General features: G+C 41.0%; 21 protein-coding genes, 1 pseudogene and 1 riboswitch. Of the genes and pseudogenes, 3 read left to right on the top strand and 19 right to left on the bottom strand.

The annotated features are described in order from the left end of the window. Nucleotides 1-18 precede the first annotated feature (18 nt). The gene (locus HUS26_RS02250; RefSeq protein ID WP_254434120.1) at nucleotides 19-1,023 is read left to right on the top strand and encodes an aliphatic sulfonate ABC transporter substrate-binding protein; all 1,005 of its coding nucleotides are present in this window, start codon (nucleotides 19-21) and stop codon (nucleotides 1,021-1,023) included. 163 nt (nucleotides 1,024-1,186) lie between these two features. On the opposite strand, the gene HUS26_RS02245 is transcribed toward HUS26_RS02250, so the two are convergent. From HUS26_RS02245 to HUS26_RS02210, 8 genes are all read right to left on the bottom strand, one after another. Beyond that, complete coding sequence (locus tag HUS26_RS02245; protein ID WP_173915613.1) at nucleotides 1,187-1,396, bottom strand: hypothetical protein; 210 nt, start codon at nucleotides 1,394-1,396, stop codon at nucleotides 1,187-1,189. A 34-nt stretch (nucleotides 1,397-1,430) separates the two neighbouring features. Further along, the gene (flgN, locus tag HUS26_RS02240; RefSeq protein ID WP_371809613.1) at nucleotides 1,431-1,610 is read right to left on the bottom strand and encodes a flagellar export chaperone FlgN; all 180 of its coding nucleotides are present in this window, start codon (nucleotides 1,608-1,610) and stop codon (nucleotides 1,431-1,433) included. 3 nt (nucleotides 1,611-1,613) lie between these two features. Continuing rightward, nucleotides 1,614-1,790, bottom strand: coding sequence for a hypothetical protein (locus tag HUS26_RS02235; RefSeq protein ID WP_173915611.1), 177 nt, complete (start codon nucleotides 1,788-1,790; stop codon nucleotides 1,614-1,616). Nucleotides 1,791-1,803: 13 nt separating this feature from the next. Next, the gene (locus HUS26_RS02230; protein WP_173915610.1) at nucleotides 1,804-2,481 is read right to left on the bottom strand and encodes a ComF family protein; all 678 of its coding nucleotides are present in this window, start codon (nucleotides 2,479-2,481) and stop codon (nucleotides 1,804-1,806) included. Beyond that, nucleotides 2,478-3,890 carry a DEAD/DEAH box helicase gene (locus HUS26_RS02225; RefSeq protein WP_173915609.1) on the bottom strand — a complete coding sequence of 471 codons (1,413 nt, stop codon included), beginning with the start codon at nucleotides 3,888-3,890 and terminating at the stop codon, nucleotides 2,478-2,480. Before HUS26_RS02225 ends, HUS26_RS02230 begins: the two co-directional genes overlap by 4 nt. Nucleotides 3,891-3,953: 63 nt before the next feature. Beyond that, entirely contained in the window at nucleotides 3,954-4,799 is an 846-nt protein-coding gene (locus HUS26_RS02220; RefSeq protein WP_173915608.1) for a DegV family protein, read from the bottom strand. A 156-nt stretch (nucleotides 4,800-4,955) separates the two neighbouring features. Beyond that, entirely contained in the window at nucleotides 4,956-5,630 is a 675-nt protein-coding gene (locus tag HUS26_RS02215) for a response regulator transcription factor (RefSeq protein ID WP_173915607.1), read from the bottom strand. Between the two features lie 160 nt (nucleotides 5,631-5,790). Next, nucleotides 5,791-6,930, bottom strand: a complete 1,140-nt coding sequence (locus HUS26_RS02210; protein WP_173915606.1) for a sensor histidine kinase — start codon at nucleotides 6,928-6,930, stop codon at nucleotides 5,791-5,793. 159 nt (nucleotides 6,931-7,089) lie between these two features. Here HUS26_RS02210 and HUS26_RS02205 point away from each other — a divergent pair, with 159 nt between their 5' ends. Continuing rightward, nucleotides 7,090-7,728 (top strand): YigZ family protein, encoded by a 639-nt coding sequence (locus tag HUS26_RS02205; RefSeq protein ID WP_173915605.1) that lies wholly within the window; start codon nucleotides 7,090-7,092, stop codon nucleotides 7,726-7,728. Between the two features lie 48 nt (nucleotides 7,729-7,776). Further along, complete coding sequence (locus HUS26_RS02200; protein WP_173915604.1) at nucleotides 7,777-8,808, top strand: LCP family protein; 1,032 nt, start codon at nucleotides 7,777-7,779, stop codon at nucleotides 8,806-8,808. 167 nt (nucleotides 8,809-8,975) lie between these two features. Here HUS26_RS02200 and HUS26_RS02195 read toward each other — a convergent pair. The 11 genes and pseudogenes from HUS26_RS02195 to HUS26_RS02145 all read right to left on the bottom strand — a co-directional run. Beyond that, nucleotides 8,976-9,242: pseudogene (locus HUS26_RS02195) on the bottom strand (IS5/IS1182 family transposase); the annotation flags it as partial. Between the two features lie 451 nt (nucleotides 9,243-9,693). Next, on the bottom strand, nucleotides 9,694-10,875 hold the full coding sequence (locus tag HUS26_RS02190) for a hypothetical protein (protein WP_173915603.1): 1,182 nt from the start codon (nucleotides 10,873-10,875) through the stop codon (nucleotides 9,694-9,696). A gap of 121 nt (nucleotides 10,876-10,996) precedes the next feature. Beyond that, nucleotides 10,997-11,137, bottom strand: coding sequence for an anti-repressor SinI family protein (locus HUS26_RS02185; protein ID WP_371809529.1), 141 nt, complete (start codon nucleotides 11,135-11,137; stop codon nucleotides 10,997-10,999). 23 nt (nucleotides 11,138-11,160) lie between these two features. Then, nucleotides 11,161-11,258, bottom strand: a riboswitch (cyclic di-GMP riboswitch). Between the two features lie 68 nt (nucleotides 11,259-11,326). Next, nucleotides 11,327-11,533 (bottom strand): YkvS family protein, encoded by a 207-nt coding sequence (locus HUS26_RS02180; RefSeq protein ID WP_173915602.1) that lies wholly within the window; start codon nucleotides 11,531-11,533, stop codon nucleotides 11,327-11,329. A gap of 277 nt (nucleotides 11,534-11,810) precedes the next feature. After that, entirely contained in the window at nucleotides 11,811-12,674 is an 864-nt protein-coding gene (locus HUS26_RS02175; protein WP_173918712.1) for an IS3 family transposase, read from the bottom strand. Continuing rightward, nucleotides 12,638-13,201 (bottom strand): helix-turn-helix domain-containing protein, encoded by a 564-nt coding sequence (locus tag HUS26_RS02170; protein WP_173915601.1) that lies wholly within the window; start codon nucleotides 13,199-13,201, stop codon nucleotides 12,638-12,640. The genes HUS26_RS02175 and HUS26_RS02170 overlap by 37 nt, the downstream gene beginning before the upstream one ends. Before the next feature lie 72 nt (nucleotides 13,202-13,273). Continuing rightward, nucleotides 13,274-13,972, bottom strand: coding sequence for a CpsD/CapB family tyrosine-protein kinase (locus tag HUS26_RS02165; protein WP_173915600.1), 699 nt, complete (start codon nucleotides 13,970-13,972; stop codon nucleotides 13,274-13,276). After that, entirely contained in the window at nucleotides 13,962-14,717 is a 756-nt protein-coding gene (locus tag HUS26_RS02160) for a YveK family protein (protein WP_173915599.1), read from the bottom strand. Before HUS26_RS02160 ends, HUS26_RS02165 begins: the two co-directional genes overlap by 11 nt. 136 nt (nucleotides 14,718-14,853) lie before the next feature. After that, nucleotides 14,854-15,900, bottom strand: coding sequence for a glycosyltransferase family 4 protein (locus HUS26_RS02155; protein WP_173915598.1), 1,047 nt, complete (start codon nucleotides 15,898-15,900; stop codon nucleotides 14,854-14,856). A 34-nt stretch (nucleotides 15,901-15,934) separates the two neighbouring features. After that, entirely contained in the window at nucleotides 15,935-17,059 is a 1,125-nt protein-coding gene (locus HUS26_RS02150; RefSeq protein WP_173915597.1) for a glycosyltransferase, read from the bottom strand. A 38-nt stretch (nucleotides 17,060-17,097) separates the two neighbouring features. Next, a complete protein-coding gene (locus HUS26_RS02145) occupies nucleotides 17,098-17,829 on the bottom strand; it encodes a WecB/TagA/CpsF family glycosyltransferase (protein WP_173915596.1) in 732 nt (243 codons plus the stop codon). Between the last annotated feature and the right edge of the window lie 10 nt (nucleotides 17,830-17,839).

The following is a 17,839-nucleotide window of genomic DNA, read 5'->3' as shown; positions in this document are numbered from 1 at the left end:
AAGAAAGGGAGAGGTATAGTGAAGAAAATATTAACTGCACTCATATTATTGTGTTTAACAGGGGTGTTAGCCGCTTGTGGGAGCGGGGGCACTGCATCGAAAAGTGGAGATTCAGAGAACGAGGTAACCATTGGATACTTTCCTAATGTCGACCATGCAGCAGGGATGGTCGCTGAAGAAAAAGGATTTTATGAAGATACACTTCCTGATGGTACAAAAGTAAATTATCAGTATTTCCCGGATGGGTCAGCTTTTATGACAGCGATTGAAACAGGAGAAATTGAAGGCGGAATTGTTGGGCCGGGACCTGCAATGAATCACTTTACAAGCGGCGCTAAAATTAACATTGTAGCAGCCGGTGCAACAGGCGGTACTGTAATCATGGCGAGAAATGGAGCAGGTATTGAATCTGCCGAAGACATTAAAGGAAAAACATTTATTTCCCCTCGTGTTGGTTGTACTCACGATGTTCAATTTGAAGCGATGATGATGAAAGAGTTCGGTATTACGTCTGACCGCTTAGATGGAGAAATGAAGCACGTAACAGGTAAACCTGCCACTTACAGCAGCATGTTTGAATCTGGAAAAGTAGATGTAGCGGCAGTTCCGGAACCATGGGCAGCCTACATTGAAGCACAAGGAACAGGAAAAGTACTGTTTGAGAATGAAGAAGTTGCTCATAATGCCGACATGCCAGCTTCCGTATTTGTAACTTCTGAAAGACTTAAAGAAAAAGATCCTGGGTTAATTCAAAACCTAGTCGATGCTCACATAAAAGCAACAGACTTTGTAAACGAAAACCCAGAAGAATCTAAACAAATCGCGATTGATAAAATTAAAGAAATCACAGACCAAGAACTATCTAAAGAAGTGGTTGACAGATCTTGGGAGCGTATGACGTTTACTTATGACGTAGATCCTAAAGAAGTTCAAATGTTTGCTGATTCTTCTTATGAACTGCAGTTCTTAGAAGAGAAACCGAACTTAAATGGTTTAGTGGATACTTCTTTTATTGAAGAATAATAATTAAAAGCCTTCCTGTAAATGGAAGGCTCTTTTTTGTCTTCCTCAGAGAAATCGCTCGCTTTTAAGCGGTACCACACGTTGCGGGGTGTTGAATCGTCCGTTTTTTCCGCATGAGTCTCACCATTTCACTTTGGGAGTCCACAATACTCATTTTTTTAATCTAAAAACATTCCATCAAAGTTTGCGACGCTTTTGTAAGGGTTGGAATATTTCTTTTGACTGGCCGCTGCTTTCGAACATCGCGGATTTCATTTTTCAACTGCGCCATTAAAGAAGCAAGCTGCTTATTTATAACTTCATCCAATTCCTTTACCTTTAAAGTTGCTGACTGATCTGTCTCACTGACTGGCTCATTGAGTTCTGATAACATGAGACCCCGCTGGCTGGTTAGCTGCTGGACACTTTCAATTACATTCCTCCAATTTTTCAATTGCCGCTACGTGCTTTCGCTCCTGAACCAAACACTCCAGCAGCCTTTCGATCTGATTCTCTTTAAGTGCCTCGGTCTTTTTCTTAGAAACTGTAAGCAGACTTTCATGAAGCTGTTTCGAGTGATCTAATGACTCAAAAATAACTTTTACCATCACTTACGACTCTCCCTTAAAAAATTTTGCAAGGCGCTGAGCCGCTGTCAGATGATCTACTTTGTAATTGCCACTGTCGACTTTTTCTTTAATTTCCTTGCCAGTCTGCCTTACGATATCCAACACAGTATTAGCTCCCCCATAATCCTCTTTATATATTATATCGGCACCCTTAGGCAAAACCAAAGCCACCCTAACGAAAAAGTGTCAGAGAACTCACCGATGGACAGCCCGCTTCCCTAAGCAGCCGTGCCAAATGTCTCACCGTTGTTCCCGTCGTATAAATATCATCCACCAGCACCACAGGCCGATCCACAGACCTTTTTAAAATGAATGGATTCTCAGCTTCGATTCTTTCCGCCCGTCCCCTCTTCGACTGCTTCTCATTTCCCTTTCTCTTAAAAAAATCGTTAGCCTGCACACCGAGCAGAGAAATAATCGCTTTCGACTGGTTAAACCCCCGCTCCGACAGCCGCTCTTTACTTAATGGAATTGCTACATAGTCTGCTTCCATGCCGTGAAACTGCTCTTGATGCTTCGTCTGTAGAGTTTCAGCAAAAACCTCAATGAGCGTAAAGTCCCCCCGGTACTTCCAGCGGACGACAAGCTCTTTTGCAAAATCATTGTATTTAAATACAGCGACATTCCTCTCTAATACGCCGGAAAATTCCGAGAATTTCTCCCAGCGTTCACAGTCAAAACATACTTTATCAGTATCTATCCGTCCGCATTTCAGACAGCCCGGCTTCTTGATGATTTCAAGTTTATCAAGGCAGCTTAGGCAGACCTTTTCTTCTTTAGGCAGGGTTAGAAAATTCGCCCACGTGACCTGGGGCATAATGTCAGTAAAGCATATGACACACCGGCTCATCGCTTTGCCCTCTTATTCATTTGAATGATGGCCTCGCGTGCGTCGATCATCGCATTCGCTTTTCCAATGTGATAAAAGATGACTTCTCCTGTTGGATCATCAGGACTTCTTCCAGCCCGTCCGGCAATTTGCACTAAAGCTGCTTCATCAAATACTTCATGCCCGGCGTCGATCACATATACGTCAACCGCCGGAAAAGTAACTCCCCTTTCTAAGATCGTTGTTGTAATAAGGATAGAAAGTTTCTTATCCCGAAAATCCTGGACTTTCTGTGCACGCTCAGGATCTTCCGCATGAACAGAAGTCAGAGTAAATTTTCCTGCTAATAGTTCTTCTAATTGAAGAGCTTGAGAAACCGTCGAAGTAAACAGCAGAAGCTGACGGTTTCCTTTCTGCTGCTGACGGATTTTCTGCAGAAGACTTTCAGGCAGCCCTCCTTTATCGAGTTTCTTTCGAAGCATAGGGGTTAATTGAAAGACAGGTACAGGAAGAGGGTATCCATGAAAGCGGGAAGGAATAAATACGGCTTTAAGCTTTTTACGACGGACGAGGATTTTTTCTTTTTTTCTAGGAGTAGCAGTTAAGTAGATACGCGCACCACCCGGCTTAGATGCCCGCTTAGCAGCATATTTGAGGGTGTCATTCTTATGGTAGGGAAAGGCATCAATTTCATCAATGACCATCACATCAAAAGCGGAAGCATACCGATACAGCTGGTGTGTTGTTGTAATGATCAGCTGCGCATCGCCGTGCTTTTCTTCACTGTCGCCGTATAAGCCTTGAATCGTCACTAGAGGAAAAGCATTTTTCAATCGCGGCAGCAGCTCCCTGACAACATCAGTTCTTGGTGTGGCGATACATATCCTTAATCCGAGTTCGAGGGCTCTCGTAAGTCCGGGAAAGAGCATTTCTGTTTTTCCTGCTCCACATACCGCCCATACCAAAAGCTCGGACTTAGTTTCAATCGTCTCTCTGATTTCTTCGGCGGCTTTTTTCTGGGCCAACATTAACTCGCCATCCCATTTACATGGACCATCGTGCTTCGTCCATTCCACTAAGGAACTGCCTGCATATAAACACTCACACTCGATAATTCGCCCCATTTGAATACAATTGCGGCAGTAGGTGCATTCCTTTTTACACGCTGCATGCAGAAAGATGCCAAATAAATAGGGTTTATCGGCTCCGCATCGGTAACAAAATTTCTGGACAGAGTTTTTATAAATAGAAGGAGTTATCTGAAGGATTGACTGGTTGAGCAAACCATTCAGTTCTTCAGACGAACAGGAGAGTTCGTCTCTTGTCAGTAGTTTTCCAGAAAGCCGCAGATAGGGGGAATCGGGAGGAATAGGAGAAAACGAAGAATAAACGGGTGTAGGGATAGAGGTTTTTTTCAATAAATGAAGCATGGCATCAATCACCTTCCTAAAGAAATTAAGCCTGCCTGAGTCTCACAAGCAGGCTTGCTTCCTTTAAGAATGTCTATACCAGCCAAGGCCCATCGCCCCTTCGCCTAAATGGGTGCCAATTACCGGACCAAAATAGCTTACAGTTACTTCAACGTTTGAAAATTCGGATTCAATTTCACGCTTAATTTGTTCGGCTTCTTCCTGACGATTCGCGTGTATAACACTCGCCTTATAGCAGGCGTCACTTTCAATTGATTCTTCAAACAGTGTTAAAATTCTCTTTAATGCTTTCTTACGGGTTCTGATTTTTTCAAATGGAACTATTTTCGTATCGACAAAGTGAAGGACAGGTTTGACCTGCAGCAGACTCCCGACAAAAGCTTGAGCCCCATTCAAACGGCCGCCTCTTTGTAAATGAGACAAATCGTCCGCCATAAAGTAGGCACGCATAGAAAATTTCATTTCTTCAAGTCTGCTCAAAATCTGATCAGGCAGGGCACCGTTATCGGCAAGCTCGGCTGCTTCTAATGCATAATAACCTTGCATGAGACAACTGATCTCAGAATCAAAAACGTAGACTTCAATGTCATCCACCATACCTCTTGCTGTGACCATTCCTTGATACGTCCCGCTGATCCCGCTCGATAAGTGAATCGCAATTACCGCATCGTAATCTTTCGCGAGTTCCTCAAGCTTCTCGGTCATTAGCCCTATTGATGGCTGAGATGTTTTCGGGAGCTTCTCGCTTTCTTTTACCATATCGTAGAAGTCATCAACGGTAATATCTTTTTCTTCCTGATAGGATTCTTCACCGAACACGACATTAAGTGGCACCATATGTATATTATTCGACTGACGAATTTTCTTTGGAAGGTATGCTGTACTGTCCGTAAGTACCGCTGTTTTCATAAGGTCATTCTCCTCGTCGTTTGTTTCCTATAGCTTAAATAAAAGCCATGCTTACGGTCTATTTTACAACATGCCTTGATACTTTGCACTTGTGTATAGACGTTTTTCCAATAAAAAAGTTCCAGAGCCTTATGACTCTGGAACTCTATGAAACTATTAAATTACTTCAACCCAGCCGTTTTTAATAGCGGTAACAACAGCTTGTGTACGGTCGTTTACGTTCATCTTTTGAAGGATATTACTTACGTGGTTTTTCACTGTTTTTTCACTGATAAACAAAGCTTCGGCTACTCCCCGGTTGCTTTGTCCGTCCGCTAATAGCTGCAGAACTTCACATTCGCGGCGTGTCAACAGGTGAAGAGGCTTGCGGTATTCAATCGTACGGAAGGCTTCATTGGATGCAGTGTCAGATAAACGGCGATACTCGGCTACCAAATTATGAGTAACCTTCGGATGAAGGTATGAGCCGCCATTGCTTACAACTTTAATGGCTTCGATTAAAGCATCAGAATCCATTTCTTTTAACAGGTACCCTTGAGCACCGGTTTTTAACGCATGGGTTACATAATTCTCATCATCGTGAATCGAGAGAATGATGACTTTTAGATTAGGATAACGTTTTGTAAGTTCAGCTGTCGCTTCTACGCCATTCATGCTTGGCATATTAATGTCCATTAAAACGATATCCGGATTATTTTTTTCTATTAAATCTAAGGCTTGGGAACCGTCGTCTCCTTCAGCAACAACTTCAAAGCTTGCTTCAAAATCAAGGATGCGTTTCACGCCTTCACGAAATAGTTTATGATCATCAATTAGTACGATTCTGGTCATTTTTGAGTCTACCTCCTAAATTTTGACCACTCGAATGTTTCTATGTTTTGTATCCGAATGGGTCTTTTCTCTTTTTGTCTCTTTGTTTTTTAGTCGATCGACCCTAATCCTAATTCCTATTATAAACGATACATGCCTTTTTACATAGTTTTTCGTAAAATTATTGATTTAATGGTAAATGTATCGTGACTATGGTCCCCTCGCCCGGCTTGGAATTGATATGTAATTCTCCACCTACCATATCAACGCGTTCCCGCATTCCCAAAAGCCCAAAGGATTTCTCTTTCTTTTTCGAAGGGTCAAAGCCTTTCCCGTCGTCTTTTATTACGATAGCTGCCATATGTGATTTAAGCTCAATTTTTACATCAATTCCCCCGGCATCAGCATGTTTTACAGCATTTTGCACTGCTTCCTGTATAAGGCGAAAAATAGCGACTTCGTACTTACTGTCTAACCTTTTCTCACTTCCTAAGGAGAGGAAGCGAATATTCACCTTACTATATTCTTCGACAGTGGCTAAATATTTTTTAAGGGTAGGAACAAGTCCGAGGTCGTCTAATGCCATAGGCCGCAGGTCATAAATAATTCGTCGAACGTCATAAAGCGCAGCGCGTACAAGCTTTCGTACATTACGCATTTCAGCCAGGGCTTCTTCGATCCCCCGCTCGTTAAACGTTCGTTCGACTAAATCCGACCTGAGCATTACATTGGCCAGAGCCTGAGCGGGTCCATCATGGATTTCCCTCGATAGGCGTCTTCGCTCCTCTTCCTGGGCTTCAATGATCTGCAAACCGAATTCCTGTTTTTCTTTTGCTGATTCCAAAGTTTCTGTAACTTTCTTAAAGTCTTCCGTCAAATAGTTTAGAACTACGGAAATTTTACCAGCCAGGGCTTCTGCACGCCCTACCGTCTCATCAATATTTCTAAGACGAAGTTCAATTTCGTCTCTTCGCTCGCGGAGCTGCTTTTCTTTCTCTCTTTTCATGTATAAATCCATTTGCAGTCCATGAGTTTGTTCATATACTTTTCTAATTTCTCCTTCAGAATACTTCTGGAATTGCTTGCTTACTTCAGATAAGCGCGTTCTCGATAAACGCACTTTCTTCTCTAGTTCATCGCCTTCTTCAATTAAAGTGGTGACTTGCTTTTTAATAAGCTGCAGCTCATTACTCAATTCCTCAAATTCTTTGCGGGAATCCTCACCAATCTGGAAGATTTCATCTTTACTGTTTGACACAGTAGAGACCATATCTTTAATAATGTAGTCAAGTGCTTTATCCCCAGATTTCAAATCTTTCATCGCAAGTCTCCTCCATCAATATTCACGATACTCATTCGTAATACCTAAGCCCATTTGTGGGGGTTTTTGTCGTGATAGAATATATTTAAACAATATTCAACATATTATTGTCTCTCATCTCAAAATCATTATATAATAAAATATTAGGAGGTTACATTCGTGCTAGAAAGTTATAAAACCGTTCAATTAGAAGGATCACATGAAATCAATATACAAAAATCCCGATTTATTGGGTATATTAAACGATGTGAAACAGAACAAGAAGCTCAAGACTTTATTCGGTCAATAAAGAAAAAGCACCGTGATGCGAACCATAACTGCTCGGCGTATATGATCGGCGAACATGATTTAATTCAAAAGGCCAATGACGACGGAGAACCAAGCGGTACAGCTGGTGTTCCTATGCTCGAAGTCCTTAAAAAAATGGAGCTCAAAGACACAGCTGTAGTAGTTACCCGATATTTTGGCGGTGTTAAGCTAGGCGCCGGCGGATTAATCAGGGCCTATTCCAAATCAGCATCAGAAGCCATCCAGGCAACTGGTGTAGTTCAGCGTGAATTAATGCGCACGGTGAAAGTAACGGCGGATTATACGCTGCTTGGAAAACTGGAAAATGAAATTAGGAACTCGATTTACCCGATTAAAATGATTCATTACTTAGATAACGTGGAAATAGAAGTATATGTCAAGAAAGATAATCAGGAAGAATTTGAACAGTGGATAACAGATCTCGCCCATGGACAAGTAAGCTTCGAACCAGGGGAATACAGCTACCATGAACATTCCATTGAATTATAAAGAGAGAAGAGAACACGGTTAACCAACTAAAAAAGGGAGAGCACTTGGATGAAAAGGAAAAAAGTTAAAATTTTTTTATGGAGTATCTTGTTTCTTGTCTTAATGACAATAGGAGCAACTGCAGGTTATGCTGCTTTTTTGACTGACAAAGCAAGAGATACAGCCAATAGTTCGCACGAATCTTTGGAACGGGGAGGAAAGTCAGATAAGAGAGACCAGGCCGTGACTCCGATTTCTAACTCTACTTCCGTTTTATTTATTGGAGTAGATGACAGCGATAAAAGAAGTACCACTTATTCAGCTACTCGTTCGGATGCCCTCGTTTTAGCTACTTTTAACAATGATAATAAATCAGTCAAGCTAGTAAGCATTCCCCGGGATTCGTACACCTACATTCCAGAAGTCGGATACAATGATAAAATTACTCATGCTCACGCCTTTGGAGGAACTGATGCCACGATCGAAACGGTTGAAAATCTTTTAGATGTCCCCGTGGATTATTATGTTCGATTAAATTTCAACTCATTCATTGATGTAATTGACTCTTTAAACGGTGTACAGTTTGATGTTCCTTTTGACTTATCTGAACAAAACAGTGAGGATAAAGCCGGTGCGATCGTGCTGGAGGAAGGATACCAGACAGTATCTGGAGAAGAAGCTCTTGCTCTTGTAAGGTCCCGTCAATATGACAGCGACTTAGCGCGCGGCGAGCGCCAAATGGAAATGATTGAAGCCATCGTCAATAAGGCGGCAAGTGTGGGATCGATCAAGAATTACGGAAATGTAATCGAATCGATCGGTGACAATATGAAAACAAACCTTAGCTTTAATGAAATGACAGCTTATAAAGATTATGTGTTATCGGAAAATGGATTGAACTTTGAGGAAATGCAGCTTGAAGGTGAAGGCGGATATATTGATGGAATCTGGTACTATCAGATTAATGAGACAAGCCTAATGAATATTCAAGATTCTCTGCAGTCTCATCTGGATATTCAAGATTCTTCTTCCAATAACTCGTTTGCAGGACAAGACAGCATCGAGGAAACGAACCAGTATACGGAAGAATATCAGTACTAAGCTTTATTCCCCGGGAAATAAGGCTGTAGATGTCGAAAAAACCGCTCCTAATACAGAGGCCACTGAAAAACTGAAGATCTGTGAAAGATAGAATTTTTAAAAGCGTCTGTGTGGAATTTACATTCCACACAGACGCTTTTCTTCTAATTTTAAGAGATTTGTGCCCTCTATTCCTTCATAAGTTTAACGATTCGTTTCACATTAGCTGTGAAAATCGCCATCGCACCTTGAATGCCCATGCCTTCGAGACCCGAAGATGAGGCCACCTCATATCCGTGTCTATGCTTCAGTTCGTTATTCTTCGCTTCAATCTTATATCGTTCTTTAGCCTTTTGCTTGAAGTTCTCACTGTTTTGAAAGGCGAGTTGATTCATATGTTCTTCTGATTTAAGGCTGACCGAATAACTCTTGGTTTTGGCCCCAGGTTTATAACATATTGAGACAGGCGTAAATCAGTCGAAGTCTCTCATCCTTGATGCGACACACACCAGCGCTCGATACAATCAAACATCTCCTCAAGAAGTATTGCGTACCCATTTTATCGTACTGACTTAAATTCACGGTCTAACATCGAATCTCAATTTTTATGTATTACTTTCATTGTACAAGAAAAAAAAGTGACTTTCTTTTATAAATCATAGAAACTCACTCTTTTTAGATTGGCCTCTGTTGATTCCACGATGAGCGTTCGGTGGTGACGCCTGCGGGAACAGCGCGAGCCGAAGATCCACTTGGTCAAGTGATCTTCTTGACCAAGTTAGCTGAGGCCGTGCCCGCGGCAAGCACCCACCGACAAGCGATTCGTGAGAATCAAAAACAAACTTTAACAGCTCCTTTAGATTAGAAAGGACTTTTTCAGTGGCCTCCTAATACAGGAGCGGTTTTTTAGAATTCTCGTATATCCAATTCATCTGTCGTATAACCCGATAACGGAGTTCCACCGGTAATAAACCAATTCTGTTCTGCTTCATCATATGTGAATTCATAATTCCAATAATATGTATTTTCCGTTCGCAAGGAGTTTTCCAGCCCATCTCCATCTAGATAATAACCAGAGTCAAACGTGAAAGAAACGGTAAAAGCAGCGTTGTATAATTTCGAATCCTCATCATACGAGAAGTCCAGGCTTCCGATGTCATAGCCAATCCCCATAACTTTCCCATCATAATTCTGACCTAAGTCCGTCATTTCCTGAATCGTTTCGTCTGTACGTTCAAGGTAAGATTCATTTTTCATGCGCTTGAATTCTCCCATGTCCTTCGCTTCAAAAGCAGCAATATATTCTTCAACGTGTTCTTGAACGGCCTGCTTTAAATCACTCTCGAGATTGTCTGATAACACCTCTTCCTGGCTCTCTGTAGAAAACTCTTCAAACTCTAACGTAATAGGTTCATTCGACGTTTGGTATGTATTTAGTGAAACGACTTCATCATACACTTTATCTCCTCTATGAACTTCTCCTTTTAATACATGCTCACCTGGAGTTAATCCATTGATAGCATATATTCCGTTTGACAGTTTTCCAACTTCTTCACCATTTAAATACAAGGAAACTTCATTTATATCAGACTGGACTTCAGCCTTTGCTGCATCTAATTCAATCGCGTAATGATCAAAAACAAGCCACTTCTTTCCAAAATCTTTAATATGTAAGAAATGTTCTGATTCAATTTCTTCCGATGTACCCGAAGAGGTTCTTAAATAACCCACCGTTGAAACAAACTCACCAGGATGTTTTTTATAATAGTCGATCATATGGTTAGCTTGAGAAGCATTAAATGACTGAGAATCATGAGGAAAAGAAATCAGGTCTGCCAGCTTTTCAGGATCCTCTTGATTGACTGCATGTTCAGCTGAAGAAATTTTATCTAAATAAAGCCAGCCTGTTACTAAAAAAACTAACAGGAGTGAAATAGTAATAATTGAAATGAAGATCCTCTTCCAGTTTCTTTTCTTATATGACTGCTGTGATTCTTTATACTTTTCATAGTAGTTGCTGGCGTCTAACCACTCGGTGCTATTCGCAAATTCAGCAGGCTGTTTTGCTTTCTTTTTATTTTCTCCCACTTTTCTCCCCCCTTCCTCTAAAAACCACTTCTATTTTACTATAAGACTCAACAGGACACTCATGTTTTTCCAATTTTCTCCTCTTCTTCAAATAAAAAAACCTCTCATGCAATGAGAGGTTTTAAGCTCTTTCCTTAACTTTTGTATCTTGAGTGAGGGCTAAAAATTCTCGTACTTCTTGGGATGACAGCCCGATTTCCTTTGCTTCTTTCAAGAGACTGACCCATTCCGCATCCAACTTCATAACCTTATCCTTTTTCAATGAATGACCCCTCCACCATTCACCTAGACGACCCGGCGGTCAAAACCATAGCCAGGGGGAGCCTGACCTTAGACCCGTAGCTTTGCGTCCTTATTTTTCAATAAGTTTGCCTTTATTCAAGGAGAAGTTGTTTTGTTAATCTTCATTATAATAACCTTATCTCAAATATACAATATATTTTTCTGAAAATTATGATATTATTCGGTAATTTTCGTGAGCGACTACGGTACGGTCGAATTCGAAGTCAATTTCGTCTAAATTATCCATAATGGTTAAGTCGACAATAACCGATCTCTGGCATTGACTAGGGATGACTTTCCCTTTAAACATAATATCGTTTCTTTCAAATTCTACAATGTTCCCAGGTTGAGCTATCTTTTTGTCTGGTGTAAACATAATTAAGTCCCCCTTAAACATTTTAACAATATAAAATATAGAATAATCCAATTTCATACATCTGGCAAGCAATACCTATCTTTTTACTAAAAATTCTAATATTTCCGTAATATTTTTATTATCATATCTGCTGATAATAGAGTCCGGCCTTTTTATCGGCAGTTAAGCCTTTCTTTCCGGCGCTTTACTCCCCTCCCCTTCTCCTTTTAAAAAACTAAAAAAACTATATTAAAAAAAGCAAGGCGCAGGTAGTGACCCCTAAAAGTTAGAGTTTTTATTATGCAGCTGATTGGCTGGTTTGAGTTCGGTATTGTATGGGACTTAAACCAGCCAATTTTGCTTTTACGCGTTCATGATTATAGTAGTCCACGTAGACCTCGAGCTTTCTTTTAAGCGCTTCATAAGAAACCACTTCTTCTCCGTAATACATTTCTTGTTTGAGGATCCCGAAAAAATTCTCCATGGCCGCATTATCTGCGCAGTTTGCTTTCCTGGACATACTTTGAAAGATTTGATGTTTCTTTAATGTTTTCACCCACGTGTTGTGTTGATAATGCCAGCCTTGATCGGAGTGGATGGTTGTCCGGTATTCGGCTTCCGTTTGAATGGTATCCAACGCTTCCTTCAACGGCTTTAAAACAAAGTTCAGGGTTGGCCGTTTGGAAATGCCAAAAGAGACAACTTCTCCGTTGAATAAGTCCATAATCGGACTTAAATAAAGTTTCTCATTTCCTGCACATTTGAATTCCGTCACATCTGTGACTAATTTTTGGAGCCGAATGGGCGTATGGAATCTGCGTTTTAATCGATTATGAGCCACTTTCCCGACCGTACCTTTGTACGATTTATACCTGGATTTACGGGTGAATTTTTCACATTTCAATCCGAGCGTACTCATGATCCGTTGAACTTTTTTATGGTTGATGATATACCCCTGGTTTCTAAGTTCGAAGGAAATGCGGCGATAGCCATAGGTTCCGTTGTGCTTATGGAAGAGGTTCGTAATCATTTCTTTCCACTCTTTATTCGGATCTTCCTTCTTGAACTGCTTTCTCTGGTAATGATAAGTGGCTTCAGGAATGTCCACTCTTCGTAAGGCATCTTTTAATTTGAATCCTTCTTTTTTGAGTTCGAATACCAGCGCTGTTTGTGCTTTTCGAGATAGGCATTCGGATTCTCCTGAAAAGCTTTTAACTTTTTTAGATAGGAATTCTCTAAACGTAGGAGTTCATTTTCACGTTCTAATTGTTCTTCACGAGTTAATTCTTTATCTGATTTGGTTGACTTTTTCTTATGATTTTTTGACATAGAGGGCCGTCCTTTCGCTTTTTCTTGGAGGCCTCCGATCCCTTCCTTCCGAAAAATGTTGGACCAGTTCGCAATTAACGCAGGGTTGTTCAATTGGAAGGCAATCGCAGTCTCCTGATGAGAAGCGCCTGTCTGTTTCATAAAGTTTAATACATCCAGCTTGAATTGGACAGGGTAGACTTGTTTCGAATGCTTCCTTTTTAAACCTTCTTCTCCGAAGGCTTGATAAGCACGAACCCAGCGTAAAATTTGAACATCACTAGGGATCGAGTACTTCTTAGCTAATAAAGCGTACCCTAGATGACCTTGGAAGTACTCCGTTACCACCTGTAATTTAAATTTCTCACTATACTTTGACATACAAAAACACCCCGGAAGTTAGATTATTAACTCTAACTTCTGGGGTGCACTACCGCAAAGGCCCTGCTTTTTTTAAGTACCATAGTAATAATAGTAGTTGCTGTTTTTCTTTTCGCGGTCGTTTAAGACGACACCTAGTATGTTCGCTTTAGACTGCTGCAATAATTCTTTCGCTCGCTCTGCTGCAGAAAATTCTGTTTGTGTGCTTCTTACGACTAACAGTACTCCATCTACTTCACTGGCCAGCACCTGCGAATCGGATACAGCGAGTATCGGAGGTGTATCCAGGAGGACTAAGTCATAAGTCTGGCGTGCTTCTAGAAGCAGTTTCGCCATTGCTTTTGAACCTAGAAGTTCTGATGGATTAGGCGGAATAGGTCCGCTTGTTAATACTTCCAGATTCTCTACTGCTGTCACCTGAGAAATATCTTTTAATACTTCTCTTCCCACGAGAAAATTACTTAGTCCACGAGTATTGTTCAGGCGAAAAGTGTGGTGAACAGTAGGTTTTCGTAAGTCGGCATCAACTAAGAGAACTCTTTTGCCCTGCTGAGCAAACACCGCAGCCAAGTTAGCAGCGGTCATGGACTTCCCTTCGGCGGGACCGGAAGAAGTAACCAATAATGTGTGGAGATCCTGATCCACGGATGCAAATTGCAGATTGGCACGAATCGTTCTGTATTGTTCTGAGATTGGAGATTTTGGATTGTCATTTGCAATAATTTTTCTGGCTTTCAATGCAAATTGCTTCTTTTTGGATTTACGTACCAACAGATTCACCTCTCACTTTAGATGAACGACTCGGCTGTCTATTCATCTTCTCTGGTCCTAAGTCTTCTTCAGACACGGTTGAGATGACTCCCATAAGCGGAAGTCCAAGAGTCTTCTCCACATCCTGCTCTGTCTTAATCGTATTATCCAAGTATTCAAGCAGGAAGGCCAGACCAACGCCTACCATTAAACCAACTACAATAGCTATAGCAATATTTAATAGTGGTTTTGGGCTTACTGGGGAAGGATTAGAACTCTCTACAGCGGGAGACAAAATACTGACGTTATCCACATTCATCAGGTCAGGAATCTCCTGTTCGAACGTTTCGACAGTGCCGTTTGCGATACCTACTGCCATAGCAGGACTTTCATCAGTAACCGTAACATTCACTACCTGTGATTCTTCAGCACTGGATACTTGAATCTTCTGGCTTAGCTGTTCGGCTGTCATTTGGAGGTCCATATTTTCAATGACTTCATTTAATATTGCTGGACTTTTTATGATGACGTTATATGTACTGATAAGTTCTATGTTTGTACGTATATTATTTACGTCGTACGGATTCTCTTCCATACTTTCTTCTTGGTTAACTATAAATTCGGACGAAGCTTCATATGTAGGTGTTAATACGAAAAAAGTTATAATTGCGCTAATGATCGCTGCGCCAGCAGTTACAGCAAGAATCATCCACAATCTCTTCTTTAAAACTTCGAAGATTTCCTTGAGAGAGATCGTCTCCTCCATAGATGTTGTACCTCCACTTTGTGTAAAATTTTCAAAAAGATATAAACATTATATCATACAATGTCTTTATTTGAAGAAAGGATAGCAATTCTTACTAAAATTAATCAAAGAGTGAGGAATTTCGACTAGGAAATCTTCACTCTTTGCTCTGCTGTGATTCGATTCTCTTTAAAATAGGGCGGTACTTTTCTCCTGCTACTTCTGTTATTTCGACGATAATCTCCAACGTAAAGACTAACAGAACGACGACGACAAGCGAGTTAATCAGGGTGGCTTGGGAAAACAGCACGGCCGATAAACAAAATAAAGCACTTAAGGTGTAAATTACGACCACCGTTTGCGGGTGACTGTACCCAAGCTTCAGTAAGTTGTGATGCAAGTGAGAAAAATCGGCTTTCATAATCGGCTTTCTTTGCATTGTCCTCCTTACCATAGCAATAATCGTATCGGAAATAGGAACACCAAGGATAAGAATAGGGATAACTAAAGAGAAAAGGGTCACATTCTTAAACCCAAGCAGGGATAAGACACTGATCATAAAGCCTAAAAACATGGCACCTGTATCCCCCATAAAGATTTTTGCCGGGTAAAAGTTAAACACTAAAAAGGCTAATGTCCCGCCAAGCATCATGAGTCCAATTAACATGACGAACTCATTACCCACCATTATTGCCATGCCGGAAATCGTAAGCAGGGCAATCGATGAAATACCGGCTGCCAGCCCGTCCAATCCATCTACAAGGTTAATGGAATTGGTAACTCCTACAATCCACAATAAAGTAATCGGGATGCTCCAAAACTGAAAATCGATCACAGTCTGGTCAGGCAAATTAATAAATTCGATTTGAATTCCTGAGGCAATCACAATAAAAGCAGCTGTCCCCTGGCCCATTAATTTATATAAAGGCTTTAAATTGACAATGTCATCAATAATTCCCGTACAGACAATAATCGTCGCACCGAGAAGAATAGGAAAAACTAAAGGATCATCGGGCATGTACACGATAACTCCAAGGACCACACTTAGATAAACAGCTAAACCACCGAGACGCGGCATTGGTTTCTTGTGCACTTTTCTCCCATTCGGATGATCCGTTGCTCCTACAAGGAGAGCGAGTTTAATGACAAGAGGAGTCACAATCAGTGCTAAAATAAAGCAAAATAAAAATGCACGAAGTTCCACTGTGCACCTCCTTTCGATTCACTATTTCTTTTAATTACACGTGGGATTCTACTTCATTTTCAAGTGGAAGTTTATACAGTAAGTCATAAATTTTTGTTACTTGATCCGCTAAGTGGTTCAATGAATAACGGCTTCGGGCAAAGTTATAAAACTGCTGACCCATCGTCTGTCTTTCTGCGCAGTCCCGTTCATACGCCTGCTTGAGCGCTTCGCTCACCTGATGAGACTCTGTCACCCAGCCATATTTAGGAGATGGAACAAGCTGGTTGACACCGCCGACTTTAGTGGAAATCACGGGTACTTGTGCCCGCGCAGATTCTAATAACACAAGAGGAAAGCTTTCACTTTTTGAAGTAAGCAGAGTTACATCCATCGCAGGAAGGACGGAAGACACATCATCACGCCGGCCTAAAAAGCATACATCTTTTTCGACGTTATACTGCCTGCAAAGGTGTCTAAGCTCTGATTCCCTGGATCCTTCTCCAATCAAAAGCAGTTTCGCGTTTTGATGCTCCTTATGCAAGGAGGCAAAGGACTCAATCGCGATCTCATGCTGTTTGACAGGCTCAAGCCGCGCTACCATCCCAATTAGAAAATCATCTTCAGAAAAACCTAACTCCTGCTTTGTTGCTGTATGGTCAGGTTTATCATTAAAGTCGATCCCGTTATAGATCGTAGAAATTTTGTAATCCGGCACACCGAGCTTTAACAGCAGCTGCTTAAAACTTTCGGAAATAGCTAAACAGTGATCAGCAGAACGAATGACCCACTTATGAAGCCTCGTAAAAAATTCACCTTTTACGCCGTGACCAATAAAGTCATCTTCTGGATCACTGTGCAGCGTCAACACCCAAGGGATGGAAAGTGTCGGCTTCAGCATTTTCATCAGTACATTAGCCCGCGGTCCATGCGTATGAACTACACTAATTTCTTCTTTTTCAATATATCTCTTAATTTGAAACAATACGGAAAGATCGTAAGGAAAGGCTTGATTAAAATTTACTGTATCAATCGATAATTCTTTTGCTCTTCGTTCCATTTCTCCATCTTCCAAAACACCAAGCACTACTTCATCATGGTCTAAAGAATTCAGCAAAGAAAGAATGTGGCTCATGCCCCCGCCTGTTTCGTTCCCTGCATTAAGGTGAAGAATTTTCATAGCGAATCCCTCTTTTCTACCGTATTGCTTTTAGGATGTTACTTTCTCAATAAAATATGCCAAATGAACCTTGGTAATTGTAACATCCGTTTCCAGCGTGACGGTTGTTTTATTAAGCGGTAAAACCATTCCAAGTTAAGATTCTGCCATATCTTCGGTGCTCTTTTTACATGACCGGCCCAGCCGTCAAAGCTGCCTCCGACACCCATAAACAATCCATGCGTAAATTCATTACGATATTGATGTATCCACTTCTCCTGATTAGGAAATCCTAAACCTACGAATACTAAATCAGGTGCAGCGTCTTTTACCTGCTGGACAATCGAAGAGTCATTCAAATCGAAATATCCGTGGTGCCGTCCTGCGACTGTTAAATCCGTAAATCGTTTTTTTATATTCACAACAGCCTGATCCAGAACTTCCTGTCTGCTTCCTAGAAAAAAGCATCTCCAATTTTCTTGTTCGGCTTTTTCTAAGAGCTGATGCATGAGATCAAATCCTGCAATTCTCTCAGGAAGAGGATCCTTCAGCAGCTTGGAGCCAATTACAACTCCTATGCCGTCTGCAATTACATAATCGGCTTTTTGAAGAATACTCTTATATTCTTCATCTTCGTCTGCTGCCATGACGATTTCAGGGTTTGCCGTTACTAGAAACGTGTTTTCTTTATGGTTAATCGCCGGAAACAAATGATCTTTGAGAAGCTGATCATTCGTTACCCGGATAAAAGGAATTCCTTTAATTTCAACATACGTGCTATCTTTACTCATAACAAGCCAC

Origin of the sequence: Halobacillus sp. Marseille-Q1614 (assembly GCF_902809865.1) — a bacterium.
Classification (GTDB): Bacteria; Bacillota; Bacilli; order Bacillales; family Halobacillaceae; genus Halobacillus_A.
Note: the sequence above shows the minus strand (reverse complement) of the source record. Positions and strands in the feature narration are given on the sequence as shown.

Excerpts from the sequence above, each read along its gene's own strand:
- HUS26_RS02180 (WP_173915602.1), bottom strand. The coding sequence starts at position 11,533 with ATGTTTACACCAGACAAAAAGATAGCTCAACCTGGGAACATTGTAGAA.
- HUS26_RS02150 (WP_173915597.1), bottom strand. The coding sequence starts at position 17,059 with ATGAAAATTCTTCACCTTAATGCAGGGAACGAAACAGGCGGGGGCATG.
- HUS26_RS02160 (WP_173915599.1), bottom strand. The coding sequence starts at position 14,717 with ATGGAGGAGACGATCTCTCTCAAGGAAATCTTCGAAGTTTTAAAGAAG.
- flgN (WP_371809613.1), bottom strand. The coding sequence starts at position 1,610 with ATGGTAAAAGTTATTTTTGAGTCATTAGATCACTCGAAACAGCTTCAT.
- HUS26_RS02210 (WP_173915606.1), bottom strand. The coding sequence starts at position 6,930 with ATGAAAGATTTGAAATCTGGGGATAAAGCACTTGACTACATTATTAAA.
- HUS26_RS02245 (WP_173915613.1), bottom strand. The coding sequence starts at position 1,396 with ATGTTATCAGAACTCAATGAGCCAGTCAGTGAGACAGATCAGTCAGCA.
- HUS26_RS02215 (WP_173915607.1), bottom strand. The coding sequence starts at position 5,630 with ATGACCAGAATCGTACTAATTGATGATCATAAACTATTTCGTGAAGGC.
- HUS26_RS02170 (WP_173915601.1), bottom strand. The coding sequence starts at position 13,201 with ATGTCAAAGTATAGTGAGAAATTTAAATTACAGGTGGTAACGGAGTAC.
- HUS26_RS02145 (WP_173915596.1), bottom strand. The coding sequence starts at position 17,829 with ATGAGTAAAGATAGCACGTATGTTGAAATTAAAGGAATTCCTTTTATC.
- HUS26_RS02200 (WP_173915604.1), top strand. The coding sequence starts at position 7,777 with ATGAAAAGGAAAAAAGTTAAAATTTTTTTATGGAGTATCTTGTTTCTT.
- HUS26_RS02220 (WP_173915608.1), bottom strand. The coding sequence starts at position 4,799 with ATGAAAACAGCGGTACTTACGGACAGTACAGCATACCTTCCAAAGAAA.
- HUS26_RS02230 (WP_173915610.1), bottom strand. The coding sequence starts at position 2,481 with ATGAGCCGGTGTGTCATATGCTTTACTGACATTATGCCCCAGGTCACG.
- HUS26_RS02225 (WP_173915609.1), bottom strand. The coding sequence starts at position 3,890 with ATGCTTCATTTATTGAAAAAAACCTCTATCCCTACACCCGTTTATTCT.